Raw genomic sequence first — 21687 nt, 5'->3', positions numbered from 1 at the left:
GCGCGTATAGCCTAGAGCACGGCGATGGACGAACAAATATATCAGCGGACGGCCACCGGCGAGACGAGTTCCCGCACGCAGTTTTGGGAAGGCTTTGTAAAGGGCCTGCCGATCATGGTCGCGTCGGCGCCGTTCGGGCTGCTGTTCGGCGCCCTTGCCATCGACAACGGTTTTACTGTCGGCGAAGCGGTGTTCATGAGCGCCTCGATTTTCGGCGGTGCCAGCCAGATGGTCGGCATCGAACTCTTTGGCCATAATGTCCCTGCCTGGCTGATCGTATTTTCGATCTTTGCGGTCAATTTCCGGCACGTGCTCTATTCGGCAGCCGTCGGACGGCGTATCGGCCATTTCAAGCCGCTGCAGGGCCTATTGAGCTATTTCCTGCTCACCGATCCGCAATATGCGGAAACCGAGAAGCGGGCTGAATCCGGCAAGCCTGTAACCTTTATCTGGTACCTCGGGGTTGCGACGCCGATCTATGTCATGTGGGTGCTGGAGGCCTGGATCGGCGGCCTCTTCGGCAATCTCATTTCAGATCCGCATGCGCTTGGCATCGACATGCTGCTGCCGATCTATTTTCTCGGTCTCGTCATGGGGTTCCGCAAGCGCGATAATTGGGGGCCCATCGTCATCGCCAGTGGCGTCGTATCGATCATCGCCTACAAGACCATCGGCTCGCCTTGGCATGTGAGCATTGGCGCACTTGCCGGCATCCTCGTCGCTGTCATCGTCGCCAAACCTGAAAAAGCGCAAGGGAAGGACTAAGATGTCGTCGATCTTCTGGATTACGGTTGCCGGCGCGATCCTGACATTCCTGACCCGTATCGGCGGGCACCTCGTACTCTCGCGCTTTGAGCGCATTCACCCGCGCGTCGAGGTTGCCCTCAATGCCGTTCCCGCGGCGGTATTGACGACGCTTGTCGCGCCTGCCATCGCAACCGCCGATTGGCGCGGGCTGGTTGCGCTCGTCTTCGCCGGGCTGGTTTCGCTGCGCTTCAATGCTCTGACGATGTTTCTTGCCGGCGCAGCAATGATCATCCTGCTGCGCCAGTTTTCCTGAGCCGATCTCAGCCCTTCGGTTCGTGGCTGAAGGGTTCCGTCGCCGCGATCAGCCAGTCGCGTTCCTCGCCGCTGACATGCGGCAGCAGGGTTTCACGTACGCGGGCGTGATAATCGTCAAGCCAGACGAGTTCATCGCGCACGAGAAGATCGGTGTCGATGAGGCGCTTGTCGATCGGGCACAGGGTGATCGTCTCGAAACCCATCATCGGCAAGTCGCCGCCCTCCGGCACCGAAGGCTCGGTGACGATCAGCAGGTTCTCGGTACGGATACCGTAGCCGCCGGGCTTGTAATAGCCGGGCTCGTTCGAAAGGATCATGCCCGGAAGCAGCTCATGGACGCCACGCTTCGAGATGCTCTGCGGCCCCTCGTGAACGGACAGGAACGAGCCGACGCCGTGGCCGGTGCCATGGCCATAGTCGTAACCCTGCTTCCACAAGGCAATACGGGCGAGAACGTCGATATCCATGCCGCGTGTCCCCTTCGGAAAACGCGCCGTGGAAATAGCGATCATGCCCTTGAGCACAAGGGTGAACTTGCGCTTCATGTCCTCGGTCGGCGTGCCGACCGGCAAGGTGCGGGTGATATCGGTGGTGCCGTCGCGGTATTGCCCGCCGCTATCGATCAAATAAAGTTCGCCGTCCTGGAGCACGCGGTTCGACTGGGTGCTGACGCGGTAGTGGGCGAAAGCGCCGTTCGGACCGGCGCCGGAAATACTGTCGAAGGAGAGGTTTTCGAGCGGCATCTGGAAACCTTCGGCCACCTTGCGCCGCGTTTCTTCAAGCTTGGTCGCCGCCTTGATCTCGTCGATCGTGCCGGGTGCCTGCGTGTCGATCCACGACAGGAATGACGACATGGCGACGCCGTCGCGCTCATGCGACTTGCGGGCGCCCTGAAGCTCCACAGCATTCTTCAACGCTCGTGGCAGGCGTGCGGGATCAAGTCCATCGGCCACCTTGCCGCCTGCCTGCTCGATGATCAGGCGCAGTTTTTCTGCTGCAAGCGCCGGGTCGAGCATCACCGTCTTGCCTCCAGCGGCAAAGGCAGCAACGTCGCCTTCGAGGGTCGACGGCGCGCGCAGCGTCGAAAGCTGGGTGAGGTATGCTTCGGTCTCGATCGGCAGCTTGCGCTTGTCGATGAAGAGAAGCGGCTCCCCGCTTGCCGGGATGAGGGCAAAGGCGAGGGGGAGCGGCGTATTGCTGACATCGTTGCCGCGAATGTTGAAAGCCCAGGCGATCGATGACGGATCGGTGAGGATGGTCGCATCGGCCTTGGCCTTGGCAACCGTCGCGGCCATCTCATGCAGTTTCTCGCTGGCAAGCTTGCCCGCATATTTTTCGGGCTGGATCGTGACCTGTTCGAGCGGCGCCGAAGGCTGGTCGTCCCAGATCAAATCAACGAGATTATCCTTCACCGCAACGAGCGTGCCGCCATTTTTCTCGAGCGCCTCGCGCAGCGCCTTGGTTTCGCTTATCGTGTGAAGCCAGGGATCGAAGCCGATCGTGAATTTCCGTTCGGCGTTGCGCAGCCATACCGGCGGCGGCGTATCGACCAGGCTTTCCACGGTGAAAACGTTCGGATCGGTCTGTTCGGCCGCCTGCAATGTGTAGCGGCCATCGACAAAGAGATAGGCCTTGTCCTTCATGATCAAGGCGACGCCGGCCGACCCGGTGAAGCCGGTCAGCCATGCGAGCCGGCGCGCGCGGGCGGGCACGTATTCGCCCTGATGCTCGTCGGCGCGCGGTACCAGAAATCCGTCGAGACCAAGGGATTCGAGTTCGGCGCGCAGTTTTGCAACGCGGGGGCCGCCGGTAGCTGGATTGCTGACGACCTCAAACGACTGGAACATGATTAATCTGACCTCTTTTGTTGGAGGCCGAACCTATCGCCACGGCCGGGCTCGCGCAATGGAAGAGGCGATGCGTAGAGCGAATTTTGCCGGGGGAATCAGCAGCCGCACAGGAAGATTGCAGAATTATTGCGGGGCGCATGTGTGAGGTGCATCACTGCCATGCGTGAACCGCGCTGGCGGGAGGCGGGCAAAATCAGCTAGATTCGAAGCGGGAGGATCGGTCTGCCACCATAATCACGGAGATGAGACATGGCCCAGAAGATCCGCGGATTTTTCAAGACAGCCCTTGAAAACCTGGTTTCCTGTCGCACGGCCCAAATGGGCCGCTATGCCGTGCGCGCCATCGACGCGCCGCGCGAAAGATACCGGCACAGGATCTATTCCGTTTGACGCTTCAGTAGGTTGCCCGGGACTTGAGGTGCAGCGTCACCCAGCCTTCGCGGTGCAGCGTCTTCTGGTGGAATAGCCCCTGGATACGATAGGCGGCCAAAACCTTTTCGCGCTGTGAATCCAGTATTCCGGAAAGGATTAGCGAGCCGCCATAGGCGAGGTGCCTGCGCATTTCGGGCGCGAGCTGCATCAGCGGCCGGGCCAGGATATTGGCAACGATCAGATCGAATGGCGCCGCAAGACGCATTGCCGGATGGTGGAAACCGGTCGCCGTTTCGGTTTTGACGCGAGCGGCGACACCGTTCTTGACGACATTTTCGCGGGCGACCGCCACCGCAACAGGATCGATATCGGTCGCGAGCACCGGGATCGGTGCGAGCTTGGCGATGCCGATGGCAAGGACTGCACTGCCTGTGCCGAGATCAAGCGCGTTTTGCGGATGATCCCTGCGGATCACTTCGCCGATCATGTCGAGACAGCCGGACGTCGTGCCGTGGTGGCCGGTACCGAAAGCCTGGCCAGCGTCGATCTGGATGGCGAGATCGTTGATCCGCCGCTTGTCGCGATCATGCGAGCCATGGACGAAGAAGCGTCCGGCGCGCACAGGTTTCAGTCCTTCGAGCGAATGCGCCACCCAGTCGATGTCCGGCACCTGTTCGCGCTGGAGCTCAAGGCCGAACATGTCGCTTCCGAGTGCGTCGCGCATGCGCGCCTCGATCTCGTCGGGCTCGAACGTATAGACGGAGACTTCGAAGATTTCGCGATCCTCATCGATTTCCGAGGAAGATATTGGCAGGCCGTCCTCTTCGAATGCGCGCTCCAACAGGGCGAAGACGCGGCCGGCCTCGATCTTGCCGGCGGTGAGGAAAAGACGGGTCTGCGTGGTCATCAGGGAACTTTCAGCTCTTGGCGAGGCGTTGCAATTTCTCGACAGCCGTATCAGGATTTTCGCCATAGGCAATGGTGCCGAAGAAGCCGCCCTTGCTGTCGAGCAGATAGATCGACGCAGTGTGGTCCATCGTGTAGCCATCACTACCCTCTACGGGAACCTTGCGGGCGTAGACGCTGTAGCCCTTGAGCATGGCGGCAAGCTTGTCGGGCTCGCCGGTGACGCCGACGATGCGATCGGAAACATTGCCGACATAGGCTTTCAGCGTTGCCGCGTCATCCCGTTCCGGATCGACCGTCACGAAATAGGCGTTGACGCCGTCCGCCTCGGGTCCGAGCTTTTTCAGCCAGCCGTCAAGTTCGAACAAGGTCGTCGGGCATATTTCCGGGCAATGGGTGAAGCCGAAGAAGATCGCAGAGGGCTTTTGCCGGAAAGCTGCTTCGGTGATCGGCTCGCCATTCATCGTCGTCAGTTGAAATGCTGAACCGAACGGGCCTTGCGCCCCGCCTGCGCTCTTGCGCGACGCCTCAAAAGTGACCCATCCGGCCGCGGCCACAAAAAGCAAGGTCGCCGCGATAAGAAGAGGCAGCAGGCGTCTATTCATGGATGAAGGCTCCGGGACGGCGTGGCGGCTACATGCACCAGGCAAGACCCGCATTAATGAGAGAAAGAAAGATCGAATCGCTATTGTTAAACCATGCGGCAAAGGTCAGTCCCGTTGCGACTGACGCGCCAAGCGCGAGCGCTGCGTAGAGCATCAATCTGGGCGTGCTGACCGACGGCGATGTTTTCATGACGCGAATATAGGATTTGCCCGCGGTTTATGCAAAAGAAATGCCGTGGGCACGATGCCCGCCAACCAGTTTCGAGAAGATGCCATGGCTGAGACCAACGATCCCCGTCTTATGAACGAGCAGCCGCGAATACATCCGACCGCGCAGCTCAAGGGCGTCAAGCTCGGCAAATATGCGGAAGTCGGTGAAAGAGTGATCCTGCGCGACGTGACGGTCGGCGATTTCTCCTATCTGGAACGGCACAGCGAGGGTATCTACGCCGACATCGGGCGCTTCTGTTCGATCGCCGCCAATGTTCGCATCAATGCGCTCGAACATCCCATGGAGCGGCTGACGATGCACAAGGTCAGCTATCGCCCGAATGAATATTTTCGCTTTCAGGGCATCGATAACGGATTTCGCGCCCGCAGACAGGCGAAGCGGGTCCGCATCGGCCACGATGTCTGGATTGGCCACGGCGCGGTGATCATGCCCGCTGTCGAGATCGGGCACGGCGCCGTCATCGGCGCCAATGCCGTGGTCACGCGCAGTGTCGAGCCCTATATGATCGTAGCCGGCAGCCCGGCAAGGATGATACGGCCGCGTTTCCCGCAGGCTATCGCGACACGCCTCCTCGAACTTGCGTGGTGGGACTGGCCGCTCGACAGCATCTTCGAGGCAATTCCCGACATCCAGTCGCTTTCCATCGAAGACTTCCTGGCAAAGTGGGAAGGGCATCGCCCCGGCTCATAATGGCTTGCAATCGCCGCCTTAAATCGCCAACTGTCTCTGGCGAACGTTTTGAACCTCCGGAGATTTGAATGAAGAAGACATTGATTGCACTCATGCTTTTCGGCGCCGCGGCATTCCAGCCGGCAACAGCCGAGGAGGTCGGCAAGGTGGGCGTCGACTGGTTCGGCAATGATATCGTCATCGATGCGGTCCATGATCCGAAAGTGGAGGGCGTGACCTGCCACCTTGCTTCTTTCTCCCGCGGGGTTATCGATCGGCTGCAAAAGGGCAACTGGTTCGAAGACCCGTCCAATGCGTCGATTTCGTGCCAGCAGACGGGCCCGGTGACCATTGGCGATATCGAACTTGGCGAAGGCGGGGAACGCGTATTCTCTGAGCGCACCAGCCTTATCTGGAAGAAGCTCGTCATCACCCGCATCTACGACAAACCCAACAATTCGCTGATCTATCTGGCGCACGCGACCCAAGTTCAGGACGGCTCGGCCAAGACCTCGATCTCGACCATCCCGCTTTTTGCCGGCAATGTGACCTGGACCAAGGGCAAGCCCTAATAGAGGTCTGTGGCCTGGGATGGCGAAAAATAGTAGCCCGTTCGTCTAATAGGAATTTATTCTTATAACGTGTAGGTTAGGACCAGTTCTACATCAAGGAAACTGGTCATGAAATTCACGATTAAAAATCATAGGCTTGCTCCGATCGGTTCCCAGCTTCCGTTCGTTGCTTCTCCCAATGTCGGCGGCGCGCTGGCGCCGAAATTCATCGTTATTCACTATACTGCAAGTGGGCCGGACGCCGATATCGCCCGATATTTTTCGCAAAAGTCGGCCAATGTCGCGGCTCACCTCGTCGTGTGCCGCGATGGCTCGATCTGTCAGTGCGTGCCCTTCGACAAGGTTGCGTGGCACGCGGGTAAAAGCCGGTGGACCGGCAAGGGCGGCCGGCAATATTCCGGTCTTAACAATTCTGCGATCGGCATCGAGATCGAGAACTGGGGACCTTTGAAGAAGAGCGGCGCCTGCTGGGTATCGTGGACGGGTGCGCCTGTCGAAAGTCAAAAGGTTATCGAAGCAAGGCACAAGTTCGGCGCGCCCGATTGCGGGTGGGAGGTTTTCACGACGGTGCAGCTCGAGACCGTGATTGCGGCGGTCCAGGCGATCTGCGCCGAATATGCCATCGAGGATATTCTCGGCCACGACGATATCGCGCCCGGCCGCAAGTCCGATCCCGGCCCGGCCTGGGACATGGCGACGTTCAAGGCCAAGGTGAAAGGCGAGGCCGAAGATGGCGATGCGGTGATGGTCGTGCATTGCCCCAGCGGGCTCAACATCCGCTCCGGTGCCGGAGCGTCGTTCCCGCTGGTTCATAATATGCTGCCCGATGGTACGAAGGTCTTGGTGCACGAAGCCAGCGGCAAATGGCGCTACGTTTCGGTGCTCGAGGCTTCAGGAAAGGCCGACTTTTCGGGCTGGGTTCACGGCGATTGGCTGGTTTAATCCAGCCAATCAAATCGCCTGAACGAAACTGTCGAGCACGCGCTTCTGGCCTGCCTTGTCGAAATCGATCGTCAGCTTGTTGCCTTCGATCGAGGAGACGTTGCCGTTGCCGAATTTGATATGGAAGACGCGGTCGCCCACGTCGAAGTTCGAGGGCGTTTCGCTGACGGATTTTGCCACGAGTTCCCCATCTATGGTGCGGCCCTTGACCGAGCCGCGTCCGGCGCCGAAGCCGGAATCCGTCTCGCCATAGCCGATCCGCTCCACCTTCGCGCCGGAGCGTGAGCCCCAATTATTGCGCGTGGCGTCAGAGCGATGCTGCTGCGCGCGCTGCCAGCCGGGGGTCGAATAGCTGTTCTCGAACGGGTCCGCGCGGTCGAAACGCGACTGGCCATAACCGCCGCGTCCGCCATAGCCCCCATAGGAATCGCCACCCGCGACAACGTCCACATGCGCTTCCGGCAGTTCTTCGAGGAAGCGCGAGGGGATCGTCGATTGCCACAGACCATGGATGCGCCGGTTGGAGACGAACCAGATGTGAAGGTTCTTCTTGGCGCGGGTCAGCCCGACATAGGCGAGGCGGCGCTCCTCTTCGAGGCCGGACCTTCCGCCTTCGTCAAGCGCCCGCTGGTTCGGAAAGAGACCTTCCTCCCAACCGGGGAGAAATACCGTCTCGAACTCCAGTCCCTTGGCCGAATGCAGCGTCATGATGTTGACGGAGTCAAGGTTCTCGTTCCGCTCGGCATCCATGACCAGCGCGACATGTTCGAGGAACGAGCGCAGCGACTCGTATTCCTCCATCGAGCGAATCAGTTCCTTGAGGTTTTCCAACCGCCCAGGCGCTTCGGCCGACCGATCCGCCTGCCACATCGCGGTATAACCGGATTCGTCGAGGATTTGCTCGGCGAGTTCCGTATGCGGCGTATTGTCGATGAGCGCCTGCCAGCGCTTGAAGTTCTCGATGACTTCGCGCAACGCTGAACGCGGCTTTGGCTTCAGCTCTTCAGTTTCGACAAGGTCGACGGCGGCATCGAACATGCTGATGTCGCGGGCGCGGGCATAATCATGCAATTGGCGGATCGCTGCCTCGCCAAGCCCGCGCTTCGGCGTGTTGACGATGCGCTCCAGGGCAAGATCGTCGGAAGTCTGCGCCACGACACGCAGATAGGCGAGGGCATCGCGTATCTCGAGGCGTTCGTAAAACCGCGGTCCGCCAACGACCCGGTAGTTCAGTCCGAGCGTGACGAAGCGGTCTTCGAATTCGCGCATCTGGTGGGAGGCGCGCACGAGGATCGCCATGTCGTTGAGATTGTGCCCGCGACGCTGCGCCTGCTCGATTTCTTCGCCGACAGCACGGGCTTCCTCTTCGGAATCCCAGGCGGCGTGGACATTCACCTTGGCATCGTCTGGGTTTGCCGCATCGGTGAAGAGCGTTTTGCCGAGCCGGCCTTCATTGTGCGAGATGAGGTAGGAGGCAGCACCGAGAATATGTGCGGTCGAGCGATAGTTGCGCTCGAGGCGGATGACCTTGGCGCCGGGGAAATCCTTCTCGAAGCGCAGGATATTGTCCACCTCCGCGCCGCGCCAGCCATAGATGGACTGGTCGTCGTCGCCGACGCAACAGACATTCTTCGACCCCTGCGAAATCAGGCGCAGCCACATATATTGGGCGGTGTTGGTGTCCTGATACTCGTCGACCAGAATGTAGCGGAACTTTGCGTGATATTCCTTCAGGACATCCGGATTGGCGCGGAACATGCGGATCGGATGACATAAAAGATCGCCGAAATCGCAGGCATTGAGCGTCTTCAAGCGGTTTTGATAGGCCGTATAGAGTTCGCGCCCCTTGCCGTTGGCAAATGACCGCGCATCGCCCTCCGGTATCTCAGCCGGACCGAGGCCCTTGTTTTTCCAGCTGTCGATCATCAGCGCGAATTGCTTGGCCGGCCAGCGCTTGTCGTCAATTCCCTCGGCTTGGATGATCTGCTTGATGAGGCGGATCACATCGTCCGTATCGAGAATGGTGAAATCGGATTTGAGCCCGACAAGTTCGGCGTGCCGGCGCAGGAGCTTGACACCGATCGAGTGAAACGTGCCAAGCCAGGGCATGCCTTCGACGGCGCCGCCGACAAGGACCCCGATGCGCTCTTTCATCTCGCGCGCGGCCTTGTTTGTGAAGGTCACGGCGAGTATCTGGCTCGGATAGGCTTTACCAAGTGAGAGGATATGCGCGATGCGGGAGGTCAGAACCCGGGTCTTGCCCGTGCCGGCACCGGCGAGGACGAGGACCGGTCCCTCCGTCGTCTCCACGGCAAGGCGTTGCTCGGGATTAAGGCCATTGAGGTAAGGCGGTGCGCCCCGCGCCTGCATGGCGCGCGCAGCTATGCCCGATGGACGCCGCGGCGCCTCAGGTTCATCGAAGAATGGAATATCGTCAGGCAATCCGGCCATTTGAACCCAATGTAATGATTCGGGATCGAAAAACCAGATAAAAGCGATACAAAAAGAGAACGGGCGCGCGCTAAGAGGGCTTGAGCGGTGTATATCTCCGGTTGCATTGTTCCTTAGTCGATATTGCTTCAAGCAATTTAAAGGCTTACCCATTTTGACCAGAGCCGACTCTGGCAGCCGCCGGCGCATTCGCAGCCGCATGCCAAGGCCACCGAACCGAACCTGATTGAGCCTGGAAAGGACCCCCACCATGGCAATCACTCTGACGGCGCTCATCTTCTTCATCTTTGCAGCGGTGCTTGGCGTCGGCGGGATCTGGCTCATTATTCTCGGCGGCAGCTGGTACTATCTCATCGCTGGCATCCTCTTCCTTGCCACGTCGATCCAGCTTTTTCGCAAGCGCAGTTCCGCCCTCATCATCTACGCCGTTCTGGTCATAGGCACATTGGCCTGGGCGATCTGGGAGATCGGGTTCGACTGGTGGCAGCTTGCGCCGCGCGGCGGCGTGATCATGCTTTTCGCGCTCTGGTTACTGACCCCATGGATCTGGCGTGAGCTCAACGAGGAGGAGGGGCGGTCGCCCTCTGATTTTCTGCCGGCACTGCCATTGGGCATTGCGGCAATCGTCGGGCTCGGCGTTGCTGGCTACGCGATGACAGGCGATCCGCTTGAGATCGTGGGCGAACTCAGCAAGGAAGTCATCGTTGCCACGCCTGACCTTGGCGGCAATGTGCCGGACAATGAATGGCACCAATATGGCCGCACGCCCTATGGCCAGCGCTATTCGCCGCTGAAGCAAATCACGACCGAGAATGTCGGCAACCTGCAGCTCGCCTGGCAATATCAGACCGGCGATGTGAAGCTGCCGCAGGACGTTGGGGAAACCACCTATCAGGTCACGCCGCTCAAGGTCCACGATACGCTCTACCTGTGCACGCCGCACAATTGGGCGATCGCTATCGATGCGGCGACGGGCAAGGAGAAATGGAAGTTCGATCCGAATGTCGGTCTCAACCCGGATCGCCAGCATCAGACGTGTCGCGGCGTCTCCTATTATGCCGATCCGAATGTGACGGCGGGGCAACCCTGCGCCGAGCGCGTGTATCTGCCGACATCTGACGCCCGTCTGATTGCCCTCGATGCGGCCAATGGCCAAATCTGCCCATCCTTCGGCGACAAAGGCACAGTCCATCTTGAAAAGGGCATGCCTTACAATCCCGCCGGCTATTACTACTCGACATCGCCGCCGGTCATAGCAGCTGGCAAGATCATTGTCGGCGGCGCCGTCAATGACAATTACTCGGTCCACGAACAATCCGGGGTCATCCGCGCCTTCGACATCAATACCGGCGCCCTGATCTGGAACTGGGATTCCGGCAATCCGGACGTAACGACGCCGTTGCCCGAAGGACAGACTTATACGCATAACTCACCGAACAGCTGGTCGGTATCCAGCGTCGATGAGAAGCTTGGCCTCCTCTTCGTGCCGCTCGGCAACCAGACGCCCGATCAGCTGGGAGCCGGGCGCAGCGAGAATGTCGAGAAATTCTCCTCATCCATCGTTGCCCTCGATCTGAACTCCGGACAGTTGCGCTGGGTGCGCCAGACCGTGCATCACGACCTCTGGGACATGGACATTCCGGCCCAGCCGGTGCTTGTCGACATCAATACGGCTACGGGCTCGGTGCCAGCCCTGGTCGGCCCCACCAAGCAGGGCGACATCTATGTTCTTAACCGGCGCACGGGCGAACCGATCATACCGGTCAACGAGGTGGCGGCGCCAACGGGCGCCATAGAAGGCGATTTCACGTCACCGACGCAGCCGGTTTCGGACCTTACCTTTATGCCGCAGCGTCTGACAGGCAAGGACATGTGGGGCGTGTCGATGTTCGACCAACTCGCCTGCCGCGTCGAGTTTCTTCGCCTGCGCTATGACGGGCGCTATACGCCGCCCTCGCTGCAAGGCTCGCTGATCTATCCCGGCAATTTCGGTGTGTTCAACTGGGGCAGTGTGGCGGTTGATCCGGCGCGCCAGGTGATGTTCGGCATGCCGACCTATCTCGCCTTCACTTCGCGGCTGGTGCCGCGTGCCGAAGTGCCGCCGCCCGGCGCGGGCACGAAAGGCAGCGAGCAGGGCCTCAACCGCAATGAAGGCGCCCCCTATGCGGTCTATATGGGGCCGTTCGTCTCGCCGCTTGGCTTGCCTTGCCAAGCGCCGCCGTGGGGCTATGTCGCCGGCGCGGATCTGCGCACCGGCAAGATCGCCTATAAGCGCCGCAACGGCACTGTGCGCGATTCTTCGCCGCTGCCCTTGCCCTTCAAGGTCGGGGTGCCGGGCATCGGCGGGCCGATGATCACGGCAGGCGGCGTCGCCTTCCTCGGCGCGGCCGTCGATGATTACCTCAGGGCCTACGATCTCACGAGCGGCAAGCAATTGTGGGAGACGCGGTTGCCAGCCGGCGGCCAGTCGACGCCGATGACCTATGCGCTCGCCGACGGAAAGCAATATGTCGTCATCGTCGCCGGCGGTCACGGTTCGGTCGGAACCAAGCCCGGCGATTACGTCATGGCCTATACATTGCCGAAGTAAGCATCATCGCTGCGGCAATTTCAGCGGCGCGCCGGTCTTTACCGTCCGAATGGCGAAGTTGGAGCGTATATCGGCGACGCCGGGCAGAAGGAGCAACTTGTCGGTGAGGAATCGTTCATAGGCGCTGAGGTCTTCGACCACCACTTCGGCCAGAAAATCTGCCGTGCCTGAAATGAGGAAAGCGGCCGTGACCTCGGGCATCGCCAGGAGCGCGGCCTGCTGCGCTTCCGAGTTTTCGCGGCTGTGGTGCCCGACCTTTATTTCCACGAAAACCGTCAAGCCGAGGCCTACGGCCTTGCGGTCGATGTCGGCGCGGTAGCCGCGGATCACGCCGGATTTCTCGAGGTTGCGGATACGCCGCAGGCAGGGGGACGGGGAGAGGTTCACCTTCTCGGCGATCTCCACGTTGGTTGCACGCGCATCCTCCTGCAACGCTTCAAGAATGCCGATATCGAAATTATCCATATTTGGCATAAATGACCTTTTACAGGGTTCGAGCTTCCCGAAAGTTGCTGAAAGCATAAGTAGAGCGGCATCAACTTGCAAGGACATGCTTCGACCGTTTGCCCTATTGTTCTGTCAACCGAACGATGTTTCGGACGAAAACGAAAGGACATTCCGATGGTTGCTCTTGCCCCCGAAATGAAGAAGTCCAATTCACTGGGAGCCGGTTACGCCGGCGCATTGATTACCATCCTTATCTGGGCGACGTGGATCATCGCCACCCGGCACAGCAGCGCAACACACCTTGGCACCATCGATCTCGGCTTGATCCGCTATGGTGTTCCGGCGCTGGTCCTTGCGCCGGTCTGGCTCAGAACCGGGCTCATTCCGCGCGGCGTGCCAGTCAAGCTTGTCGCCATCATGGTCTGCGGGGCAGGGGCACTCTTCTTCCAGATCACCACCTTTGCCATCCATTCCACGCCTGCTTCGGCGGTGGGCGTATTGCTCGGCGGATCGATGCCGCTTGCTGCCGCACTGATCGGCGTGGTCGTCTTCGGCGAGCGGCCGGATTTCACCCGCTGGCTCGGCCTTGCCGCAATCGTGGCCGGTCTTGCGATACTTCTCACCATCGCGCTCGGCAGCCACGCGATCGGGTGGATCAGCTTTACCTTTCTGCCGCTGGGAGCTCTCCTGTGGGCCGGCTATACGCATGCGTTCAAGCGCTCCGGCCTCACGGCGCTTGAAGGCGGCGCGTTGATTGCGGTCTGGTCTTTCATCATCCACATTGGCCTCGCGCTTGTCTTCGGTACGGCCATCACCAGCGTTCCCCTGGCGGAGATCGCGTTGCAGTTTCTCAGCCAGGGCATCCTGTCGGGCCTCGCCGCCATGCTCGCCTATGGGATCGCTGTGCGTGTGCTGGGCGGCAGCCAGGCAGCGGCCTTCAGCGCCCTCACGCCGGTTCTTGCCGCGCTTGGCGGTGCCATCTTCCTTGACGAACCGGTCGGCGTCTGGGAGATTGCGGCAGCATTGATAACCGGGCTTGGCGTTGCCCTCTCAACCGGCATCCTTTCACACCGCTGCAAGCGCTGATGTGAAAGGTCGGCGCCTCGCCCCCCAACAAGGGTGAGGCTGTCATGAACGATCCTAACGCTACTCCGAAAATCACGCAGGCCATGGTCGATGCCTATGACGAGTATACGCACCTGACGCTTGACCGGCGCTCTTTCATGGACAAATTGACCAAGCTTGCCGGCTCGGGTGCTGCTGCCGCCATGATCGCCCCGCTGCTGGCGGCAAATTCCGCGAGAGCGGCCATCGTCGCTGCCGACGACAAGCGCCTGCTCACGAAGGATGTCGTGTTTCCCGGATCCAAAGGCGAGATCAAGGGCTATAGGGCAAGCCCTGCCGATGCGTCCGGCAAGCTTCCCGGCGTCGTCGTCATCCATGAAAATCGTGGCTTGAACGATCATATCCGCGATGTCGCGCGGCGCGTGGCGCTCGAAGGCTTTGTTGCGCTCGCGCCTGACCTGTTGTCCGTTTCGGGAGGAACGCCGCCGGATGAGGACAAGGCCCGCGACATGATCGGGGCGCTCGATGCCAGCACGGCGATTGCCGAAGGTGTCGCGACCATCGACTATCTGAAGAACGACAAGGCCACCAACGGCAAGGTCGGGGTCGTCGGCTTCTGCTGGGGCGGCGGGCTTGTCAATGACCTTGCCGTCAATGCGCCCGATCTTGGCGCAGGTGTCGCCTATTACGGGCGCCAGCCCAAGGCTGAAGACGTGCCGAAGATCAAGGCGCCGCTCCTCCTGCACTATGCCGGGCTCGATACACGCATCAATGCGGGCATCGACGCCTACAAGAAGGCGCTCGAGGCGAACGGCAAGACCTTCGAAATCTTTGTCTATGATGGCGCCAATCACGCTTTCAACAATGATACCTCGGAGGCGCGTTACGACAAGAAGGCCGCCGAGCTTGCCTGGGGCAGGACAATCGGCTTCTTCAAGAAGAACCTGGGCTAGCGCGAAACAGCGAACGAGGCCAACAGCTTGCGGGAAGCGTCGCGGAGCACTACTTCTGGATGACGTTCACGTAAGGAACCGCCAATGCGCCTGGTCACAATTGCCCTAAGCTTTCTGATGTTGCTGCTCGCCGGCATTGGGGCAAGCCGCGCTGATGATGTCGTATTTCCGGGCGGATCGAGCATAGGGCTTGTCCCGCCGCCCGGGCTGGTGCTTTCCACCAATTTCAGCGGTTTCGAAGACGCAGCCAAAGGTACCTCCGTCGTCGTCACCGAAATGCCCGCCGACGCCTATGCGGCACTGGCGGCGAAATTCAATCCCGAGGGCCTGCGCGAGACGGGCATCGAAACTGTGGGCCAGCCTGAAAACTGGCCGGTTCAGGGCGCGGTCGTCTCCAAGCTCATGCGCGGCAGCCAGATGGCGGCAGGCATAAAATATCGCAAATGGATCGTGCTCGTCGGCGCACAATCGACGACGGCCATGGTCACGGTGCAAATTCCCGATGGCGTCGAAGGCGGCCTGTCCGATGCCGATGTCGATCAGGCGCTGCACAGCATCGTCGTGCGTGCGCCGCCAAGCCTCGAAGAACAGATCGCATCGCTCCCCTTCAAGCTGACCGACATGGCAGGCTTTCGTCCTGTGCGCGTCATTGCCGGCGCGACGTTTCTTTTGACCGAAGGAGCAAACGACGTTGCGACGAACTCCACACAGCCGATGGTAATCATCGCCTCAAATCTCAATACGGCGCCCGAGCCGTCCACGCGCATGGACTTTGCCAGGCAAGCGTTTGCGTCGCTGACCGGCATCAAGGATGTCAGTTCCGACAATGAATCGAGTTCGGAAGCCGATGGCGCCGAATGGGTGGAAATCGACGGCAGCGCCAAGGATGCGGCGAGCGGCGATCCTCTCTACGTCGCTCAAATTGCCCGTTTCGAGGCCAGCCGCTATGTCCGCGCCATCCTGATCGTTCGCGAGAGTGAGAAGGCCAAATACGCCGATCGCTTCCGTAAACTAGCCAAATCCATGACGATCAATTAAAATTAGTCATGGAAAAGAGCTATCGACTCAGTGAAGACCAGATACGGCCATTGATTCGAAACTATGGTGGCTGCATCGCTACGGACACGATAACGATCGATGGTTTTCCGGTGCGTTTCATGTACCGCGAAGACCCCGACAACGAGTTCGACAGTGGCTGGCGCTTCCTTTCCGGCTTCGAGAGCGACGACTACATGGAAGATCCGGAAAACAGCGGCATCTTTGACGTCAATACGATCGCCAATTACGATCCGAGCATTATCCCCTTGCTGGACGCTCCCGTTGGCAGCGTCTTCGAGAAGACGGGTCAGCAGGAACGCTTCGTCGCGGTGACCGATTGGCATCCGGACGACGATGACGACGAGGAAGACTGACACGCGGCGTTGCGACGCGCTGGGCCGGCAGCTTTCACACTGAGTTACAACTGGACAAGTCACGTGCATTCCCCGAAAATGCAGTGATAATCGATGAATCCTCGATTGTTGTGCCCAGCCCTCGCTTGTGCGCGGGTGGTGGTCAAAAAGAGTGTGCGAACGCGCATGCATGAGCTTGTGGCCGTTTCGGCCGTAAACGATGCGCGGAAGGGTGGAGACTGAAATGGCACTGGCAGACGCAGAGGCATTGCTGCGCAACGAGAACGGAATTGCAACTGTCGTATCGATTCTCAAGAAGCGCTTCGGCGATAATGCCCAAACCGGCAAATCCATTCGCGAACAGCATGCCCACACCACGAGCTACGTTCCGAACCAGGCTCCCGATCTCGTCGTTTTCGCCGAATCCGTCGAGGACGTGCAGGAGGTCGTGCGCCTTTGCGGAGAGTGGCAGGTACCGGTCATCGCGTTTGGAACAGGCACTTCCCTCGAAGGCCATGTGAACGCGCCGGCCGGCGGCATATCGATCGATCTGTCGCGCATGAACCGCATTCTGAAAGTCTATAGCGAAGACCTGAATGTCGTTGTCGAACCTGGGGTTACGCGCAAGGAGCTTAACGAATATCTGCGCGATACCGGGCTGTTCTTCCCGATCGATCCCGGCGCCAATGCGAGCCTCGGCGGAATGGCGGCGACGCGCGCCTCGGGAACGAATGCAGTGCGCTACGGCACAATGCGCGAGAACGTTCTGGCTGTGAAAGCCGTGATGCCCGACGGTCGTCTCATCACCACGTCGAAACGGGTGAAGAAGACATCCGCGGGCTATGACCTGACGCGGCTCCTCATAGGTTCCGAAGGCACGCTCGGCATCATTGTTGAACTCACGCTCAAGCTCTACGGCATTCCGCAGGCGATTTCTGGCGGCATCTGTGCGTTCCCCGATCTCGAGAGCGCCTGCAACACGGTGATCGAAACCATCCAGATGGGCATTCCCGTGGCGCGCATCGAACTCGTCAACCAGATCGAAATGCAGGCAATGATTGCCTATTCAAAGCTCGACTACGAACCGGCACCTTACCTCTTCCTCGAGTTCCACGGCAGTGAAACCGGGGTCGCGGAACAGGCGGAGCTCTTCGGCGAAATCGCTGCGGCCAATGGCGGCGGCGCATTCAAATGGACCGCCAATGTTGAGGAGCGGGAGAAACTCTGGTCGGCGCGGCACAACTCCTACTTCGCCTGCATGACGCTCGCTCCGGGCAAGCAGTCGCTGTCGACGGATGTCTGCGTGCCGATCTCGCGATTGGCGGAATGCATTGTAGAGACAGAAACCGACATCGAGAGCAGCGGCCTCATCGCGCCGATCGTCGGCCATGCGGGAGACGGCAACTTCCATGTGCTCGTGCTGTTCGATGAAAAGAACCCCGAGGAGATACAAAAGGTCGAAGCCTTCGTCGAGCGCCTCAATTTGCGGGCCATCGCAATGGATGGTACCTGCACCGGCGAGCACGGCATAGGGCAGGGCAAGATCAAGTTCCTGAGAGCCGAGCTTGGCGGTGCGGTCGATGTCATGGAAACGATTAAGCGCGCCATCGATCCGGGCAATATCATGAATCCCGGCAAGATCTTACGGCTTTGAGCTTGCAAGTTGATTCGGGGCGCTGAACCTTTTTCTGAGGATTGCGTGCGAGCGAGGCGCTCGTCACGCCCGCGTGCGCAATCTTCTGCTATAGCGCCCAAGATAGAGTGATCGGAGCGGGAACCTGGCACGCCTTTTTGTTTTCATTGGTGGACTCCTCGTCCTGGTGCTGACTGCAGCGCTGATCGTGCCTTATTTCGTCGACTGGGCCGGTTATCGTTCGTCGTTCGAGCGGGAGGCGTCGGCGCTTCTGGGCCGCCCCGTTACGGTTGCGGGCAGCGCGAGCGCGCGTCTCCTGCCGTTTCCTTCGGTAACATTCTCCGATGTGCGGGTCGGCGATCCCGGCACCGAGCCTGTCATGACGATCGACAAGTTCTCAATGGATGCGGAGCTTGCGCCCTTCATACGCGGCGAAATCCTGATTTTCGACATGCGCATCGAGAATCCGCGGGCCACCGTTCGGATCGACAAGGACGAGGCGTTCGACTGGGCGATCCGTCCGCGTACGCCGTTTCATTCCGCGCAGGTACGGCTTGAAGACATGCGCATCACGGACGGATCGATCATCATCCGTGATGCTTCGACGGGAACCACGCGTACGGTTACCAATCTGGATGCCACGCTTGCAGCGAACGATCTGTCCGGACCCTGGAGCTTCGATGGCACGCTGTTCTTCAACGGCAAGAAGACCGCCGTTACTGCATCCACGGGCGCGGTCAAACCCGATGGTACGATGAACCTGCGCACCCGCTTCACCCCTGACAGTGTTCCGGCCTCGTTCGAAACCGACGGTCTCGTTTCGCTTCAGAACAGCGGCCTTAAATATACCGGCAGTATCGCCATTCGCTCCGCCGATGAAGTCGCGGCGGCAACAGGCGCCAAAGTCGAGCAGAAAAAAGCAAAGCCGCTATTGTCCAGCCTGCGCGTGACAGGCCGCTTCGAGGCCGACCACGCCAAGGTGACGATCCCCGAGTTTCGTATGGAGCAGGGGCCCGTGGACGATCCTTATGTGGTGAATGGCACCGCCTTGTTCGATTATGGCAAGAACCCCCACTTCGAAGTGAGGGCAGATGGCCAGCAGGTCACGTTCGCGGAGCAGGCTCAGCCGGCGAAAGGCGCAACGCCGACCCCGATAACGGCGGCCGAGCGTCTGGCGGTGTTCCGCCGCCTCATGGACCAGCTGCCAATTCCAACAGTGCCGGGCAGGATCGACCTCAAACTGCCCGCGATCGTTGCGGGCGATACGACCATCCGCTCCGTCACCATCGACGCTGCGCCATCCGCAGCCGGCTGGACGATCAACCAGTTGCGGGCCGAACTGCCGGGACGCACGCAATTCGAGGCAAAGGGTACCTTAAGGGTCGGCGATGATTTCGGCTTCGACGGCCGGTTGCTCGTCGCTTCTCGGCAGCCCTCCGGGCTCGCAGCATGGCTGACCAATTCGGTCGACGAAGCCATCCGGCGTCTGCCTGGCGCGGGCTTTTCCGGCGATGTAAGCCTGCGCGATGACCTGCAGAAGATCGACAATCTCGAGGTTGCCCTTGGCGGGGCCTCGCTGAAGGGTTCGCTTCTGCGAAGCGCCAAGGGCGAATCCCTGCCGCTGACGCAATTGGTGCTCGAGGGCGGCGCGCTTGACGCGGATGCGCTTGAAGCATTCGCCGCCATCTTCGGCAATAATGGCCAGCCTTCGGACGATGGTTCACCGCAATTGCGCGGGCAGGACCTCGATGTGCATCTCAAAGCCGGACCGGTTACCCATGGCGGCCTTGTCGCAGAAACGCTCGACACCTCATTCCGCCTGCGCGACGGCGTCTTCGATATTGATCGCCTGACGATCGGCAATGTCGCCGGGGCAACCATTACCGCAACCGGCAAGCTCGAACCCTTCAAGGCGGAACCATCGGGCTCGATAGATTCGACCGTGCTTTCCGACAACCTTGCTCCCTTCGTGACGGCCATGGCGCGAAGGTTTCCCGACTTCCCATTCATAACGTCGCTCAGCCAGCATGCGGTAAGCTATCCCGGCCTTTTTGAGGAAACCAAGCTTAACGTTCTCGCCAATAGCCTGCAGGGAAAAAGCGGTGCCAACGAGTTCTCCTTGAGCGCGGCCGGCAAGACCGGCGGGATGGACGTCACGCTTTCAGGTACGACCTCGAAGAACAGCGAGGGTTTGCGAAGCCTCGAACTCACCATGGATTCGCGCAGCGAACAGGCGGAAGCCCTGATGGCGTTCATCGGCCTGCCGGCGCTGCCTCTTGGGCTTGCTGGCGGGCTTGAAGCGGATCTTGCCTTGAAGGGCAACGAGAAGGACGGGCTGCAGACGCAACTTTCGCTTAAAGCATCGGACGGACAGGCGCTCGTCGATGGCGTGTTTCGCAATATCGGCGATGTTCTCAGTGGCGAAGGAAGGGCCTCGATCAAGGCAGCGGACCTCGAACCCTATATCGCGACGGCAGGCTACACGCTTCCAGGCTTTGGCGATGGCATGCCCGTGGATCTCGCGAGCAGCTTTCAACTTGGCAAGGGCAGGCTTAACCTTCCCGATCTTGCGGGCCAGGTGAGCGGCACCAAGGTCGGCGGACGGCTCGGAATAGAAATCGCCAACCAGGTCCCCGACGTTCAAGGCGATTTGAATGTGGCGCATCTCGATCTTGCGACTCTCGGTGACTTCATGCTCGGGACCAGCGCGCTCCAAGCGGAGGCACGCGGGCCATGGCCGACGACGACGTTTTCGGGCACACCGCTATTTCCCCTGAATTTCAAGCTGAAGCTTAATGCAAACGAGGCGGATGCCGGTTTCCTCGGGACGATCGGCAAATTTCAGGCAAACACGGCGCTGAAAGACGGATCGCTACGCTTCGATGACGCGAAGGGGGATATTCTCGGCGGCAATTTCAACGGCATGTTCGAACTGCGCAATACCAGCGGAACGGGACTGGCAACAGGTCAGTTCACCCTGGACGGTACGGCGCTCGATACGCTTTACAAGCCCGATGAGGACGTAATCCCCTTCGTGCCGCTCCGCGGCAAGACAAAAATTTCGGCATCGGTCAATGCAACCGGCACGTCAGTGGCCGAGATGATGCAATCGGTGGCGGGTTCCGGTGTCATTTCTGTCGCCGATCTTGCGATCAATGCTCTCAATCCAGCGGCATTGACGCCGATTGTGACGGATACGGATGCGGCCGACGGGCCGGTTACCCCGGCAATGATCGACGCCACGATCGGCAAATATCTCAACACTGGTGAGTTCAAGGCCGGCGCTGCCGAATTTGCCTTCACCATCGCCGGCGGCATGGCGCGGACATCGACGTTCCAGTTGGCGAGCGAAGGGGCAACGCTTGGCGCCGATCTTCGTGTCAACTTTCCGGATCTCACCGTCGCGTCGCAGGGACGTTTCGTTTTCGATCCCGGAAAGTCGATCGTGGCCGGGGCCGATCCCGTCGTCGAGTTCAGCCTCTATGGACCTTGGGCAGCACCGAAGGTGACGCTCAACCAGCAGCCATTGGAGCAATTTCTGACGCAGCGGGCGCTTGAACGCGAGCAACAGCGGGTCGACGCCATGCAGGCGGCGCTTGTCGAAAAGCAGCGGCTGCGCCGCGAGGCTCAACTCTTCCAGGCGCGTGCGGACGAAAGGCAGCGTCTTGCCGAAGAGGCGCGGTTGAAGGCTGAACAAGAGGCAAGGGAAGCGGCTGAACGCGCCGAGGCGGAAAAACGCGCCGCCGAGGAGCGGGCGGCTGCAGCAAAGAGAGCGGCGGACGAAGCTGCGGCCCAGAAGGCCCTTGAACAGGGACAAACGCCGCCCGCGCAAGGGCAGGGCGGCGCAGCTGTGGCCCCGTCACAGGGATCGGGTACGATAAACAAGCAGTCCGTCGACGAGTTTTTGAAGACGCTCGAACCAAAATTTTAGGTCGGGGAGAATTCCG

Annotated in this window: 18 protein-coding genes; 13 read left to right on the top strand and 5 right to left on the bottom strand. The window is 60.2% G+C overall.

The features are described from left to right. Positions 1 to 24 precede the first annotated feature (24 nt). Together BM074_RS12215 and BM074_RS12210 are read left to right on the top strand one after the other, a co-directional pair. Positions 25 to 765 carry an AzlC family ABC transporter permease gene (locus tag BM074_RS12215; protein WP_091922268.1) on the top strand — a complete coding sequence of 247 codons (741 nt, stop codon included), beginning with the start codon at positions 25 to 27 and terminating at the stop codon, positions 763 to 765. A 1-nt stretch (position 766) separates the two neighbouring features. Next, positions 767 to 1060, top strand: a complete 294-nt coding sequence (locus BM074_RS12210) for an AzlD family protein (protein ID WP_027231884.1) — start codon at positions 767 to 769, stop codon at positions 1058 to 1060. A 7-nt stretch (positions 1061 to 1067) separates the two neighbouring features. On the opposite strand, the gene BM074_RS12205 is transcribed toward BM074_RS12210, so the two are convergent. After that, positions 1068 to 2912 (bottom strand): aminopeptidase P family protein, encoded by a 1845-nt coding sequence (locus tag BM074_RS12205; protein ID WP_091922266.1) that lies wholly within the window; start codon positions 2910 to 2912, stop codon positions 1068 to 1070. Between the two features lie 249 nt (positions 2913 to 3161). Here BM074_RS12205 and BM074_RS23025 point away from each other — a divergent pair, with 249 nt between their 5' ends. After that, entirely contained in the window at positions 3162 to 3302 is a 141-nt protein-coding gene (locus tag BM074_RS23025; RefSeq protein ID WP_153668675.1) for a hypothetical protein, read from the top strand. 4 nt (positions 3303 to 3306) lie between these two features. On the opposite strand, the gene BM074_RS12200 is transcribed toward BM074_RS23025, so the two are convergent. Further along, positions 3307 to 4191, bottom strand: coding sequence for a 50S ribosomal protein L11 methyltransferase (locus BM074_RS12200; protein ID WP_091922264.1), 885 nt, complete (start codon positions 4189 to 4191; stop codon positions 3307 to 3309). A 10-nt stretch (positions 4192 to 4201) separates the two neighbouring features. After that, positions 4202 to 4795, bottom strand: a complete 594-nt coding sequence (locus tag BM074_RS12195; RefSeq protein WP_091922262.1) for an SCO family protein — start codon at positions 4793 to 4795, stop codon at positions 4202 to 4204. Positions 4796 to 5069: 274 nt separating this feature from the next. Here BM074_RS12195 and BM074_RS12190 point away from each other — a divergent pair, with 274 nt between their 5' ends. From BM074_RS12190 to BM074_RS12180, 3 genes are all read left to right on the top strand, one after another. Further along, positions 5070 to 5717: a DapH/DapD/GlmU-related protein gene (locus tag BM074_RS12190; protein WP_091922260.1), complete on the top strand. Its 648-nt coding sequence runs from the start codon at positions 5070 to 5072 to the stop codon at positions 5715 to 5717. A gap of 68 nt (positions 5718 to 5785) precedes the next feature. Then, positions 5786 to 6268 (top strand): CreA family protein, encoded by a 483-nt coding sequence (locus BM074_RS12185; RefSeq protein ID WP_091922258.1) that lies wholly within the window; start codon positions 5786 to 5788, stop codon positions 6266 to 6268. 108 nt (positions 6269 to 6376) lie between these two features. After that, a complete protein-coding gene (locus BM074_RS12180) occupies positions 6377 to 7210 on the top strand; it encodes an N-acetylmuramoyl-L-alanine amidase (protein ID WP_091922256.1) in 834 nt (277 codons plus the stop codon). Positions 7211 to 7219: 9 nt separating this feature from the next. On the opposite strand, the gene BM074_RS12175 is transcribed toward BM074_RS12180, so the two are convergent. Beyond that, on the bottom strand, positions 7220 to 9661 hold the full coding sequence (locus tag BM074_RS12175) for an ATP-dependent helicase (protein ID WP_091922254.1): 2442 nt from the start codon (positions 9659 to 9661) through the stop codon (positions 7220 to 7222). A 250-nt stretch (positions 9662 to 9911) separates the two neighbouring features. Between BM074_RS12175 and BM074_RS12170 the strand changes: the two genes are divergently transcribed. Further along, positions 9912 to 12251 (top strand): glucose/quinate/shikimate family membrane-bound PQQ-dependent dehydrogenase, encoded by a 2340-nt coding sequence (locus BM074_RS12170; protein WP_091922252.1) that lies wholly within the window; start codon positions 9912 to 9914, stop codon positions 12249 to 12251. Between the two features lie 3 nt (positions 12252 to 12254). On the opposite strand, the gene BM074_RS12165 is transcribed toward BM074_RS12170, so the two are convergent. Next, on the bottom strand, positions 12255 to 12725 hold the full coding sequence (locus BM074_RS12165; RefSeq protein ID WP_027231875.1) for an Lrp/AsnC family transcriptional regulator: 471 nt from the start codon (positions 12723 to 12725) through the stop codon (positions 12255 to 12257). A gap of 147 nt (positions 12726 to 12872) precedes the next feature. Here BM074_RS12165 and BM074_RS12160 point away from each other — a divergent pair, with 147 nt between their 5' ends. From BM074_RS12160 to BM074_RS12135, 6 genes are all read left to right on the top strand, one after another. Beyond that, complete coding sequence (locus tag BM074_RS12160) at positions 12873 to 13784, top strand: DMT family transporter (RefSeq protein ID WP_027231874.1); 912 nt, start codon at positions 12873 to 12875, stop codon at positions 13782 to 13784. Between the two features lie 44 nt (positions 13785 to 13828). Next, positions 13829 to 14716 carry a dienelactone hydrolase family protein gene (locus BM074_RS12155; RefSeq protein WP_091922249.1) on the top strand — a complete coding sequence of 296 codons (888 nt, stop codon included), beginning with the start codon at positions 13829 to 13831 and terminating at the stop codon, positions 14714 to 14716. Between the two features lie 84 nt (positions 14717 to 14800). Further along, positions 14801 to 15754, top strand: a complete 954-nt coding sequence (locus BM074_RS12150) for a hypothetical protein (RefSeq protein ID WP_091922247.1) — start codon at positions 14801 to 14803, stop codon at positions 15752 to 15754. An 8-nt stretch (positions 15755 to 15762) separates the two neighbouring features. Further along, entirely contained in the window at positions 15763 to 16128 is a 366-nt protein-coding gene (locus tag BM074_RS12145; RefSeq protein ID WP_027231871.1) for a DUF2185 domain-containing protein, read from the top strand. 223 nt (positions 16129 to 16351) lie between these two features. Further along, a complete protein-coding gene (locus tag BM074_RS12140; RefSeq protein ID WP_091922245.1) occupies positions 16352 to 17761 on the top strand; it encodes an FAD-binding oxidoreductase in 1410 nt (469 codons plus the stop codon). Between the two features lie 124 nt (positions 17762 to 17885). Further along, the gene (locus BM074_RS12135) at positions 17886 to 21671 is read left to right on the top strand and encodes an AsmA family protein (protein ID WP_348271660.1); all 3786 of its coding nucleotides are present in this window, start codon (positions 17886 to 17888) and stop codon (positions 21669 to 21671) included. Positions 21672 to 21687 lie beyond the last annotated feature (16 nt).

The sequence above is a fragment of the Phyllobacterium sp. CL33Tsu genome (assembly GCF_900113985.1).
Taxonomy (GTDB): Bacteria; Pseudomonadota; Alphaproteobacteria; order Rhizobiales; family Rhizobiaceae; genus Phyllobacterium; species Phyllobacterium pellucidum.
Note: the sequence above shows the minus strand (reverse complement) of the source record. Positions and strands in the feature narration are given on the sequence as shown.